This is a genomic window from Nocardioides dongkuii (assembly GCF_014127485.1).
GTDB lineage: Bacteria > Actinomycetota > Actinomycetes > Propionibacteriales > Nocardioidaceae > Nocardioides > Nocardioides dongkuii.
Map to the genome: position 1 here is coordinate 1,301,312 of NZ_CP059903.1, position 11,798 is coordinate 1,313,109.

Sequence of the window (11,798 nt, forward strand, 5' to 3'; positions counted from 1 at the left end):
GTCACCGCGCGAGCACGACCACGGTCAGCGCGACCGCGACGTACCCGGCGATGACGACGACCTGGAGCCTGGTCAACCACCGCACGACGCCCGGCTCCGCCGGCGTCCAGGTGATCTCGTCCGCGTCCGGCGGGCGGCCGCGGACCCGGGCCAGGAGCGGCGGGCCGAGGGTGCGCACGGCCAGGACAGCGAGCAGCATCAGCAGCGGGGCGAACGTCGGCCAGTACCGCGACGTGGAGATGTGCACGAACGGCTGCACCATCGTGGCCGCCAGCGCCAGGCTCGCGACGAGGGAGAGCAGCTGCTCCCGCACGCTCCGGCGCACGACGACGAGCAGGCCGACCACCGCGAGGGCCAGGACCAGGAAGTAGGACACCTCGGTGCTCCGGGTCACGACGGTGCTCCACCCGTCCGGCGGGGTCCTGAACGTGCGGAACCGCGACTCGAAGCCCCCGGGGTCGAGGACGTAGCGACCGACGTTGCCCTCGATGTCGGCGGCGACGCTGTGCGCCGTGGCGCCCTCGAGGGCGTACTCCGACATCCGCCGCTGCACCTCGAGCTCGCTCACGCCGAGGCCGCGCCCGACCTCACGGGAGTAGTCGACCGCGGAGACCCAGATGTTCCCCTCGGGGCACGGGCCGAAGCAGAGGCGGTCGACGTCGCCGAAGGCCACGGCGAGGGAGAGGGGGACGGTGGAGGTCGTCACCACCCGGTCGCCGAGCGTGCGGCTGGCGGCGTAGGACCACGGCAGCAGCAGCCCGAGCAGGACGGCGCCGGCGACGACACCGGCGAGCACGCCGCGCCGCCGGGCGGGGCCGCGCAGCCAGGCCAGCGCCCCGAGGAGCACGAGCCCGAGCAGGCCGACGACCAGGGGCAGCGTGTTGGAGCGCAGGTAGAGGGTGACGGCGCAGGTCAGGCCGACCACGAGGCCCCAGCGCAGGGACGGTGGCTGCCCGGCCACGGCACGCCGTCCGGCGCCGACCAGGAGCGCGACGAGCACGACGCCGAGGAGCCCGGCGTCCAGGTCGCCCCACCCGCTGAAGGAGAAGAGCACCCAGATCGGCACCAGGCCCGGGAACGCGAGCAGGGCGGTGCCGTACGCCGGCCCCACGTGACGGCGCACGACCGCGACGGCGAGCAGCAGCAGGCCGGTGCTCACCACCCCCAGGTACAGGCGCATCACCGCGACCGAGGGGTTCTCGAGCACCAGGAAGAGCGGGGTCAGCAGCACGGCCATCCCGGGCATGAACCAGCCGGCGCCCACCACCTCGCGCTCCAGGAGGCCGGCGTCCGCGTCGCCGCGCAGGAAGGCCGCCAGCGCCGCCGCGCTCTCGGCGTACGCCGTCTCGTCGCCGCGCAAGGCGACGTCGTCGACCCGCAGGTAGCAGAGCACCTTGAGGACCAGGTGGGCGACGAGGAGGCCGAGCAGCCAGCGGTCGGCGAGGACCCGGGACCGCAGGCTCACGACGCAGCCCGGGTCGCGGCCACCGCCAGCCTCAGGTCGGCCATGGTGGCCGCCATCCCGGCCGGCAGGCTGGTGGTCATCAGCCCGTCCAGGTCGGTCCAGACGTGGGAGCGGAAGCGCAGGTCGGCGGTCTGGTACGCCGCGAGGGGCGAGGTCCCGAGCACGACCGGGGGGCGGCGCTTGGTGAGCCGTCTCAGCTCCCCGAGCAGGGCCGCCACGGTGGTGGAGCGCTGGCTGGCGACGACCTTGACCGTGGCCGAGCCGGCGGGCTGCTCGGCCGCCCGGTCGGCGAGCGCGAGCAGCACCCGCGCGACGTCGTCGACGAAGACGTAGTCGCGCGCCGTGTCGAGCGCGACGTAGATGCTCAGCGGCTGGCGCAGGAGGTGCGCGCGGCACAGGTGGGTGACCAGGCCCTGGGCCTTCGAGAGGTCCTGGCCGGGGCCGTAGAGGTTGGCGATCCGCGCGGCCACCACCGGGACGCCGGTGCGCTCCGCGTGGGCGCGCACCTCGTCCTCGGCCTGCAGCTTCGCCTGCCCGTACGGCGAGATCGGCACCGGCTCGCTCGTCTCGTCGAACGGCGCGGGGCTCGACCCGGCGTGCACGCCCCCGGCCGAGGAGGCCAGCACCAGGGCCCGCGGCCGGGCGCCCGCGGGCAGGTCCCCGGTGCCGGCGAGGAACCGGCGCAGCGTGCGCACCTCGACCTCGAGCGCCTCGGGCGCGGTGGCGACGACCCCCGCCCCGGCGCACCACAGCACCTGCCACGGTCTCCCGGACCCCGCGAGGGCGTGCGCCTGCGCCACCAGCGCCGTGACGGCGGCGTCCTCGTCGCTCCACGGCACCGTCGCCCGGTGTGCCTCGGTGCCACGGCGACCGAGCTCCCGGACCACCGCGCTGCCGAGCAGCCCGCGTGACCCGACGACCCAGGTGAGCGGGTCAGGGGCGGCCACGACCCCGCCCCAAGGGCCCGCGTGCGCGGTCCTGGGTGATCACGTACAGCGGTTTGCCCATCGCCATCCCCACCGCGACCCCGAGGTACTCCGCGACGATGCCGAGCACGAACAGCAGGAGCCCGGTGCATAGCAGCATCACGACCATCAGCGAGGTCCAGCCCTGCACGGGGGCGTCGCCGAAGACCCGCATCAGCACCAGCGTGCCGGCCAGCAGCAGGCCGAGGGTCGCGCACGCGACGCCGAGCAGGCTCGCGAGGCGCAGGCTGCGGGTGCCGCTGGAGACGACCAGCCGCCAGAAGTGCGAGAGCAGCGTGCGGGTGCGGTAGCCCGAGGGCCGGCCCGCCTCCTCGCGGAGGTGGACCGGCGCGGTGCTCGGCACGGAGGCCACCCAGCCCAGCGCGACGTCGAGGTAGATGCCGGAGCCGGCGTACGCCGCGACGCTGCGCCCGACCTCGCCGGTCATCAGCCGATAGCTCTGGAAGACCGACGCGTCCTGCCCGCCGGAGAGGACGTTGACCACGCGCTTGGCGACGCGGGAGGTCACCCGGCGGAACCAGGTGTGCGGGGCGGCGTTGACCGGGGCGGCGTACACGAGGGTGGACTGGTGGCGCATCGCGGAGTCGAGGAGGACGCCGATCTCCGCGGGGTCGTGCTGCCCGTCCTCGTCGAGGGTCACGATCCACTCCGCGCCGGAGGACGCCATGCCGGCGATCGTCGCGGCGTGCTGCCCGAAGTTGCGGCTCAGCCACACGCCGCGCACCCAGGAGTGGGTGGCCTCGAGCTCGCGGATCACCTCGTCGGACCGGTCGGGGCCGCAGTCGTCGACGAGGAGCAGCTCGCTCACGCGGTAGACGTGCCCGTCCGGGCTGACCCGGTCGGTCGTGGACTCCGCGACCTCCTCGGCCAGCTGCCGCAGGTGGGACTCGCCGCCGTAGACCGGGACGACCACCGACACGGTGTGCACGGGTACGGCCGCACCGTCGAGGGTCGTCACAGAGCGTGACTATAGGGGCTGGACCGGGGTTTCCCGGGCAGGTCGGGCCTCAGTCAGTGGTGCGCGGCTTGGTCGCGACCACCACGACCGAGGACCCGAACGGCAGGTCGTGGCGGGCGAGGAGCCGGCGGTCGACGCGCCCGAGGGCGGTGAACACCCGGTCGAGCAGCGCCGGCACCTGCGGCAGCTCGACCACGTCGGCCGGGGTCGTGGCGGTCCGGCGGGAGAGCGCCCCGGAGACCCGGCTGGCCACGCGCTGCGCGGCGAAGAACGGGAACACGGCGCAGAAGGCGTACGTCGCCCGGTCGACCCGCAGCCCGGCGCGCTCGCAGGCGGCGACCGCCCGGGCGCGGGTGTAGCGGCGGTGGTGGCCGTTGGCGTCGTCGAACTCCGACCACGCCCACTGGTAGGCCGGCACCGAGATCATCAGCGTCCCGCCGGGCCGCAGCACCCGGGCGAGCTCCGACATCGCGAGGTCCTCGGGGTCGCAGTGCTCGACGACGTCGAAGGCGCCGACGGCGTCGAAGGTGCCGTCGGCGAACGGCAGCGCGGTCGCCGACCCGCACACGCCGCCGGGGCCGAGCCCGCGCGGGTCGACGTCGAGAGCGACGTGCTGCCGGGCGTGGCCGCGCAGCCAGTCGACGCTGGGGCCGTCGGCGCTGCCGACGTCCAGGAGCCGGCCGGGCCGTCCCACGTGGTCGGCGAGCACGGTGCGGAGCAGGTCCGCGCGCACCCGGTACCACCAGTAGTCCGCCTGCAGGATCGACGCGGACCCGCCGTGACCCGCCACCGTCTGTGCGTCCATCGTTTCCTCTCGGTCGCGCCGCCGTCGGGGCGCCTCGGGACCTCCCAGGAGCGGTCGGATCGTAGCGTCCCACGGAGCGCGTGCACCCGGGTCGCTCGGCCGCCCTCGCCGTAACACGGAAGTAACACTCGTCGGGAACTCGTTTCCTGTTCGCAACATCCGGCGAGGTGCCAGGAAACCTCGGCCGCACAGGGTTTCCCTCGAACGGGGCGAGCCCGGGCCGACAGCGCGGTCGGTCCACGTCGCCCCTCCCGAATGTATTCCTGGAGGTTCCGTGGACGGCTATTACGCCTTCATGCTCGTGGCGACAGCCCTGGTCCTGATGATGACCGTGCCGGCACTGGCGCTCTTCTACGGCGGCATGTCCCGCTCGAAGTCCGTGCTGAACATGATGATGATGTCGTACGTCGCCGCGGCGATCGTCGGCATCCTGTACGTCGCGGTCGGCTGGTCGATGGGCTGGAGCGGCGACGGCACGTTCTTCGCCAACCCGTTCGAGCTGTTCTGGCTCGACGGCGTCGGGACGACCGACTACATCTTCGTGATGTTCCAGATGACGTTCGCGATCATCACCGTCGCGCTGATCAGCGGCGCGGTGGCGGACCGGATGAAGTTCTCCGCCTGGCTGGTCTTCGTGCCGCTGTGGGCGCTGCTGTGCTACTTCCCGATGGCGCACATGGTGTTCAGCTGCACCGAGGACTCGCTGATCTGCGGCCGCATCGGCGCGCAGGACTACGCCGGCGGCACGGCCGTCCACATCAACGCCGGCGTCGCCGCCCTCGTGCTGGTGCTGCTGCTCGGCAAGCGGATCGGCTGGCCCAAGGACCAGATGCGCCCGCACAACCTGACGCTGACCATGCTCGGTGCCGGCCTGCTGTGGTTCGGCTGGTACGGCTTCAACGTCGGCTCGATCGTGATCGTCGACCAGGACATCACCGCCGAGATGGGCCGCACCTTCGCCAACACCACCCTGGCCACGATGGCCGCGATCCTCGGCTGGCTGGTCATCGAGCGCCTGATGCACGGCAAGGCCACCTCGCTGGGTGCCGCGTCCGGCATCGTCGCGGGCCTGGTCGCCATCACGCCGGCGGCCGGTGCGGTCAACCTCTCGGGCGCCGTCGCGATCGGTGCGATCGCGGGTGCCGTCTGCGCCTGGGCGGTCGGCCTGAAGTACAAGCTCGGGTACGACGACTCGCTCGACGTCGTCGGGGTCCACCTCGTCGGTGGCATCGTGGGCACCGTGCTGATCGGCGTCTTCTCGACCTCCGAGGGCGCGGGCGGCATCGACGGGCTGCTGTACGGCGGCGGCGCCGGGTCGCTCGGCGACCAGACGCTCGGCGTCCTGGTGGCGGTCGTCTTCTCCGCGGTGATCACCGCGGTGATCGCCCTGGCGATCAAGTACACCCTGGGCCTGCGGGTCACCGAGGAGGACGAGGTCGAGGGCATCGACCTCGCCGCGCACGGTGAGTCGGCCTACGACCTGCACACCGGGATGAGCGGTGGGGGCGGCGGCAAGACCGGCGTCCTCAACACCCGCCCGGCCGACTCGGAAGGAGCGCACGCATGAAGCTCGTGACCGCGGTCATCAAGCCGCACAAGTGGGAGGACGTCCGCGAGGCCCTCGAGACCTTCGGCGTGACGGGCATGACCGTCAGCGAGGTCAGCGGCTACGGCCGCCAGAAGGGCCACACCGAGGTCTACCGGGGCGCGGAGTACGACATCGCGCTGGTCCCCAAGATCCGCATCGAGATCGTCGTCGACGACGGGGACGCCGACGACGTGGTGGGGATCGTCGTGAAGACGGCGCAGACCGGCCGGATCGGCGACGGCAAGGTCTGGGTCAGCCCGGTCGAGACCGTCGTGCGGGTCCGCACCGGCGACCGGGACGAGAACGCCCTGTGACGGTGACCCCGTGAGCACCGGCGGCCCGGTCCCCCTCTACGGGGGCCGGGCCGTCGGCCGTCTCGCGACCGCGGTCGTGGCGCCCTGAGCGCCGCGGAGCGCGCCGCCCGCACCGCAGCGGCCGACGCGCTGTGCACCACGGCGTACGACGGGTGCGGCGGGCCGCAGACGGGCGCGGCGCTGGTGGCGGTCGGCGGCTACGGCCGCGGCGAGCTGGCGCCGTACTCCGACCTCGACGTGGTGCTGGTCTGCGACGAGGGCGTCGCGCTGGGCGACCTGGGGGAGCGGCTCTGGTACCCGCTCTGGGACTCCGGGTCCGCGATCGACCACGCCGTGCGGACCTTCCCGGAGATGGTCGCGGCGGCCGACGGCGACCTGCGGGTCGCGCTCGGCCTGCTCGACGTGCGGCACCTCGCCGGGGACCCGAACCTGACGCTGCGGCTGCGGACCACGATGCTCGCCCAGTGGCGCCGGCGCGCGCTGGAGAAGCTCCCGGCGCTCCAGGAGCTGGTGCGCGCCCGGCACCAGCGGGTGGGGGAGCTCGCGCACCTCTCGGTCCCCGACCTCAAGGAGGCCGAGGGCGGGCTGCGCGACGCCATCGTGCTGAAGGCGCTGGTCGCCACCTGGCTCGTCGACGTCCCGCACGTCGCCCTGGAGCAGAGCCGGCAGACGCTGCTCGACGTCCGCGACCTGCTGCACGCGGCGGCCGGGCGGGCCACCGACCGGGTCGCGCCGGAGATCTGGGGCGAGCTGGCCGCCGGGCTCGACGTCGCCGACGCCCGGGCCGCGCAGGTGCACGTGCGCGAGCTGGGGCGGCGGCTCACCCACCTCTCGCGCCTCACCTGGCGGCGCGTCGACGACCGGCTCGCCCGGCCGGCCGCGGTCGGGGCCCGCCGTCCGTCCCTGACGCCGCTCGCCCCGGGCGTCGCGCTGTCGGCGGGCGAGGTGGTGCTGGACCGCGGGGCGCGCCCGGACCAGGACCCCGTCCTGCTGCTCCGCGCCGCGGCGGCGGCCGCCGAGCACGACGCGCTGCTCGCCCCGCCGACCGCGGCGCGGCTGGCGCGCGAGTGCGCCCCCCTCCCGGATCCCTGGCCCGCCGAGGCACGGCGGCTGCTGGTGCGGCTGCTCGCCTCCGGGCGCGGCCTGCTCCCGGTCTGGGAGACGCTGGAGGAGACCGGCGCCCTCGCCCAGGTGCTGCCGGAGTGGGAGCGGATCCGGCTGCTGCCGCACGCGTCGGTCATCCACCGCTTCACCGTCGACCGGCACGTGGTGGAGACCTGCATCGAGGCCTCGTCGCTCATCCGGGACGTCGGGCGGCCCGACGTGCTGATGGTGGCCGCGCTGCTCCACGACATCGGCAAGGGCAGCCTGACCGAGCACAGCGTCGCCGGCGAGCCGATCGCACGGACGATCGCGACCCGGATGGGCTTCGAGGCGCCCGACGTCGCCCGGATCGCGACGCTGGTGCGCTGGCACCTACTGCTCGCCCAGACCGCGACCACGCGCGACCCCGACGACCCCGCGACCGTCGAGCTGGTCGCCTCGCGGGTCGGGGACGCCGAGACGATGCGGCTGCTGACCGCGCTCACCGAGGCGGACGCCCGCGCCACCTCGCCCCAGGCCTGGTCCTCGTGGCGGGCCGGGCTGGTCCGCGACCTCGCCCGCCGTACCCGGGCCGCGCTGGACAGCGGGCACGCGCTCCCGCCGGTCGTCAGCGACGAGGTCCCGGTGCCGCGGGAGGTCCGCAAGGGCGGGATCTCGATCAGCGTGGAGCCGGTCGAGGGCGGGTCGCGGGTGGTGGTCGTGGCCCCCGACCGGGTCGGCCTGCTCGCCGACCTGGCCGCGCTGTTCGCGCTCCGGCGGGTCCCGGTGCGGGCCGCGCGCGCCTGGTCGCAGGACCGGTACGGCGTGTCGGTGTGGGAGGTCGCGGACGACCGGCTCGACCCCGCGGTGCTGCGCCAGACGTACGACGGCCTGCGGGACGGCCGCCTCGACCCGGCCTCCCGCCTGCGCCCGGCCGCCGGTCGCTCGCTGGCCCCGACGGTCGTCATCCGCCCGGAGGCGTCGGACCAGGCCACGGTGCTGGAGGTGCGCGCCGACGACAAGCCGGGCGTGGTCTACCTGGTCTGCGCGGCGCTCGCGCGCCTCGACGTCGCGGTGCGCTCCGCGCACGTCGACACCCTGGGTCCGCAGGCGGTCGACGTGTTCTACCTGCAGGAGTCGGCCGCGGGGGTGCTGGGCGACCGGCGGGCGGCGGAGGCCGCGCACGCCGTCCGTGCGGTCCTGGCGGGGGAGGGAAGTTAGGCTGGCCCTCGATCCAGCCGACTTCAGCGAGGACCCCCTTCCGTGTTCGCCACACTCTCCGACCGGCTTGCCGACACCTTCAAGAACCTCCGGGGGAAGGGTCGGCTCTCCGAGGCCGACATCGACGCCACCGCGCGCGAGATCCGCATCGCGCTGCTCGAGGCCGACGTCGCCCTGCCCGTGGTCAAGGAGTTCGTCGCCGCGGTCAAGGAGCGGGCCCGCGGCGAGGAGGTCAGCGGCGCGCTGAACCCGGCGCAGCAGATCATCAAGATCGTCCACGAGGAGCTCGTCGGCATCCTCGGCGGCGAGACCCGGCGGCTGCGCTACGCCAAGACCGGCCCGACCGTCGTGATGCTCGCCGGCCTCCAGGGCGCCGGCAAGACCACGCTGGCCGCCAAGCTCGCGCTCTGGCTCAAGGAGCAGGGCAAGACCCCGATGCTCGTGGCCTGCGACCTGCAGCGCCCCAACGCCGTCACCCAGCTGCAGGTCAACGGCGAGCGGGTCGGCGTGCCCGTCTTCGCGCCCGAGGCCGGCAACGGCGTCGGCGACCCGGTCGCGGTCGCGCGCGCGTCGGTCGAGGAGGCCAAGCGCAAGCTGCACGACGTCGTCATCATCGACACCGCCGGCCGGCTCGGCGTCGACGCCGAGCTGATGCGGCAGGCCGCCGACATCCGCGACGCTGTCCGCCCCGACGAGGTGCTCTTCGTCGTCGACGCGATGATCGGCCAGGACGCGGTGTCCACCGCGCGGGCGTTCCTCGACGGGGTCGGGTACGACGGCGTCGTCCTCACCAAGCTCGACGGCGACGCCCGCGGTGGTGCGGCGCTCTCGATCGCCTCGGTCACCGGCAAGCCGGTCATGTTCGCCTCCAACGGCGAGAAGATGACCGACTTCGACCTCTTCCACCCCGACCGGATGGCCTCGCGCATCCTCGACATGGGCGACATGCTCACCCTGATCGAGCAGGCCGAGAAGACCTTCGACTCCGAGCAGGCGCTCCAGGCCGCGCAGAAGCTCAGCGGGCAGGGCGGCGAGTTCACCCTCGACGACTTCCTGCAGCAGATGCAGCAGGTGCGCAAGCTCGGCTCGATGTCGAAGATCATGGGGATGCTGCCCGGGATGGGGCAGTTCCGCGAGCAGCTGGAGAACTTCGACGAGCGCGAGATCGACCGCCTCCAGGCGATCATCCAGTCGATGACGCCGGCCGAGCGCGCCAACCCCAAGATCATCGACGGCTCGCGCCGGGCGCGGATCGCCCGAGGCTCCGGCCGCCAGGTCTCCGACGTCAACCAGCTCGTGGACCGGTTCTTCGAGGCCCGCAAGATGATGATGCAGATGGCCCGCGGCGGCGGGATGCCGGGCATGCCCGGGATGCCCGGCATGCCGGGGATGCCGGGGCTCGGAGGCGGCGGCAAGCGCGGCAAGGCCAAGGCGCAGCCCAAGAAGGGCAAGGGCGCCAAGCGCTCCGGCAACCCCGCCAAGGCCGCGCAGCAGGCGGCGGCCGAGAAGGACAAGGCGGCCGCCGGCGCCGGCAACCCGTTCGGGCTGCCGGGCGAGGGCATCGACTACGAGAAGGCCGCCGCCGAGCTCGACCTGCCCAAGGACTTCTCCAAGTTCCTGAAGTGAGCCGAGCAGCCCTGGCCGAGGCACGAGGCCAGGGCGTGGGCTCGGCCAGGTCGAGCAAGCGACGCGACTGAGGAACGAAGTCGCACGAGCGCGTCGAGACCCGGTGAGCGCGTCGAGACCGGTTGAGAGCGGCGAGACGAGAGGCGGCAGCCATGGCGACAGTCCTGATCGTCGACGGCGCCAACGTCGTCGGCAGCCGCCCCGACGGGTGGTGGAAGGACCGCGCCGGCGCGGCCCGGCGCCTGCACGAGGGGCTGCTGGTCGCGGACACGCCGTACGACGTGGTGGTGCTGGTGCTCGAGGGCGCGGCGAAGGGCGGCGTCCGCGCCGGCCGCGACGCGCACGTCCGCACGGTGCACGCGCCCCGCGACGGCGACGCGACCATCGTCGCGGAGGCCCGGGCGGCCGCCGAGCGCGGCGACCGGGTCACGGTGGTCACCGCCGACCGGATGCTCCAGGCCCGGGTCCAGGGCGTCGGCGCCCTCGCCCTCGGCCCCGCCTGGCTCCTCGACCAGCTCTGACAGGTCAGGCGGCGGCAACCCGGGCGATCGCGAGCGCGACCGCCCCGACGACCTCGGCCCGGTCGCCGAGCGCGCCGGGGACGACCCGGACCGCGGCGGCGGTGTCGGGCTGCGCGTAGCGGTCGACGGCGTGGCGGACACCGGACACCAGCGAGGGTGCGGTGCCGAGCGAGCCCCCGACCACGACGGCCTCGGGGTTGAGGCTGTTGCACAGGTCGGCCACGGCGCGGCCGACCGTGCGCCCCGCGTCGTCGAGCACGCGGCGTACGCCGGGGTCGCCCGCGTCGTCGAGCTCGAGGACCCGCTCGGTCGTGAGCTCCTCGTCGTACGCCGGGGCGAGCAGGTCGATGAGGCGGGGCGCGGCGACGACGGTCTCCAGGCAGCCGCGGTTGCCGCAGCGGCAGACGAGGCCGTCCTCGCCGACCTGCACGTGGCCGAGCTCCCCGGCGATGCCCGAGACGCCACGGTGCAGCCGTCCACCGAGCACGATCCCGGCGCCCAGGCCGCTGGCCACCTTGAGGTAGACGAGGTCGGCGACCCCGCGGGCCACGCCGTGGTGCAGCTCGGCGAGCGCGCCGAGGTTGGCGTCGTTGTCGGCGTGCACGGGTACGCCGAGGCGCCGGGCGAGCTCCCGGGCCGGCCGGAGGTGCCGCCAGCCCGGCATGATGCCGGTGCTGATCCGTGCGGAGCGCCGGTCGAGGGGCGCGGGCACGCACATGCCGACCGCGTGCAGGTCGGCTCGGGGCACCCCGGCCCGGTCCAGCAGGGTCCGCACCATGGCGGCGGCGCGGTCGAGCGCCTCGGCGCCGTGGGCGTCGACGTCCAGCTCGGCGAGGTCCTCGGCGAGCACGGTGCCTCCGCGGTCGGCGACCGCCACCCGCACGTGCCGGTGACCGACGTCGACGCCGGCCACGCCGCCCGCGGGGGTGCTCAGCGCGACGAGCACCGGCGGGCGACCGCTGCCGCCCTTGTGCGGCCGGCCGCGCCCGGCGGTCTCGCGGACCTGGCCGCTCGCGATCAGCGCGCCGACCAGGCTGGAGACGGTGGTGCGCGAGAGCCCGCTCGCCCGGGTGAGGTCGGCACGGCTCATCGGCCCCTCGGCGGCGAGGAGCCCGGTGATCGCGCGGCGGTTAGCGACGCGCAGGCGTTCCAACGAGCCCGGCGGGGGCATGTCGCCACGGTAACCGATTCGTCCGGAGACCGGACGAATATGTCCGCTGAGCAGGCTCTT

General features: G+C 74.4%; 10 protein-coding genes. 5 read left to right on the forward strand and 5 right to left on the reverse strand.

Translation table 11 applies throughout. The features are described 5' to 3' along the window. Position 1 precedes the first annotated feature (1 nt). The 4 genes from H4O22_RS06330 to H4O22_RS06345 are packed head-to-tail and all read right to left on the reverse strand — an operon-like array spanning position 2 to position 4,214. Complete coding sequence (locus tag H4O22_RS06330; RefSeq protein WP_182526176.1) at positions 2–1,465, reverse strand: hypothetical protein; 1,464 nt, start codon at positions 1,463–1,465, stop codon at positions 2–4. Continuing rightward, positions 1,462–2,412, reverse strand: coding sequence for an NAD-dependent epimerase/dehydratase family protein (locus H4O22_RS06335; protein ID WP_182526177.1), 951 nt, complete (start codon positions 2,410–2,412; stop codon positions 1,462–1,464). Before H4O22_RS06335 ends, H4O22_RS06330 begins: the two co-directional genes overlap by 4 nt. After that, positions 2,399–3,409: a glycosyltransferase gene (locus H4O22_RS06340; protein ID WP_244963128.1), complete on the reverse strand. Its 1,011-nt coding sequence runs from the start codon at positions 3,407–3,409 to the stop codon at positions 2,399–2,401. The genes H4O22_RS06335 and H4O22_RS06340 overlap by 14 nt, the downstream gene beginning before the upstream one ends. A gap of 49 nt (positions 3,410–3,458) precedes the next feature. Next, entirely contained in the window at positions 3,459–4,214 is a 756-nt protein-coding gene (locus tag H4O22_RS06345) for a class I SAM-dependent methyltransferase (RefSeq protein ID WP_182526178.1), read from the reverse strand. Positions 4,215–4,488: 274 nt separating this feature from the next. On the opposite strand from H4O22_RS06345, the gene H4O22_RS06350 reads away from it, so the two are divergent. From H4O22_RS06350 to H4O22_RS06370, 5 genes are all read left to right on the forward strand, one after another. Further along, the gene (locus tag H4O22_RS06350) at positions 4,489–5,781 is read left to right on the forward strand and encodes an ammonium transporter (protein ID WP_244963129.1); all 1,293 of its coding nucleotides are present in this window, start codon (positions 4,489–4,491) and stop codon (positions 5,779–5,781) included. Continuing rightward, positions 5,778–6,116, forward strand: a complete 339-nt coding sequence (locus H4O22_RS06355; protein ID WP_182526179.1) for a P-II family nitrogen regulator — start codon at positions 5,778–5,780, stop codon at positions 6,114–6,116. The genes H4O22_RS06350 and H4O22_RS06355 overlap by 4 nt, the downstream gene beginning before the upstream one ends. Before the next feature lie 84 nt (positions 6,117–6,200). Continuing rightward, positions 6,201–8,420 (forward strand): [protein-PII] uridylyltransferase, encoded by a 2,220-nt coding sequence (locus H4O22_RS06360; RefSeq protein ID WP_182526996.1) that lies wholly within the window; start codon positions 6,201–6,203, stop codon positions 8,418–8,420. 42 nt (positions 8,421–8,462) lie between these two features. Next, positions 8,463–10,046, forward strand: a complete 1,584-nt coding sequence (ffh, locus tag H4O22_RS06365; RefSeq protein ID WP_182526180.1) for a signal recognition particle protein — start codon at positions 8,463–8,465, stop codon at positions 10,044–10,046. Positions 10,047–10,198: 152 nt separating this feature from the next. Beyond that, positions 10,199–10,567: an NYN domain-containing protein gene (locus tag H4O22_RS06370; RefSeq protein WP_182526181.1), complete on the forward strand. Its 369-nt coding sequence runs from the start codon at positions 10,199–10,201 to the stop codon at positions 10,565–10,567. 4 nt (positions 10,568–10,571) lie between these two features. Here the strand turns inward: H4O22_RS06370 and H4O22_RS06375 are convergent, their stop codons facing one another. Beyond that, on the reverse strand, positions 10,572–11,738 hold the full coding sequence (locus H4O22_RS06375; protein ID WP_182526182.1) for an ROK family transcriptional regulator: 1,167 nt from the start codon (positions 11,736–11,738) through the stop codon (positions 10,572–10,574). Positions 11,739–11,798 lie beyond the last annotated feature (60 nt).